1 protein-coding gene is annotated in these 382 nt (G+C 44.8%); it reads right to left on the bottom strand.

Annotated elements, in window-relative coordinates; all coding sequences use genetic code 11:
* Positions 1–165: 165 nt before the first annotated feature.
* The coding region (locus tag M595_RS31990) for a hypothetical protein (RefSeq protein ID WP_023070039.1) at positions 166–382 on the bottom strand (217 nt) is incomplete at its 5' end.

The following is a 382-nucleotide window of genomic DNA, read 5'->3' as shown; positions in this document are numbered from 1 at the left end:
CAAAACCGGATGATGCTTTCCAGCCTCCCTCGGCTCCTCGATCTCCTTTAATCGGTTCTCCATCTGAGAACAGATACCGCTTGGTTTCTTGATTTTCGATGATAAAATTATCACCACTTTTGTAGATAATCCACAGGGCACGATTGTAGTAATTGGCATCGGCTCCTACGACTGTAGGACTTTCAAAACCGGATGATGCTTTCCAGCCTCCCTCGGCTCCTCGGAAGAGCCTTTAATGGGTTCTCCATCTGAGAACAAATACCGCTTGGTTTCTTGATTTTCGATGATAAAATTATCACCTTGTTGATGGATAATCCACAGGGCGCGATTGTAGTAATTGGCATCGGCTCCTACGATTTTAGGACTTTCAAAACCGGATGAT

It is taken from the genome of Lyngbya aestuarii BL J (genome assembly GCF_000478195.2).
Lineage (GTDB): Bacteria > Cyanobacteriota > Cyanobacteriia > Cyanobacteriales > Microcoleaceae > Capilliphycus > Capilliphycus aestuarii.
The sequence above is the reverse complement of the archived record's forward strand: the minus strand, read 5'-3'. Positions and strand labels throughout refer to the sequence as shown.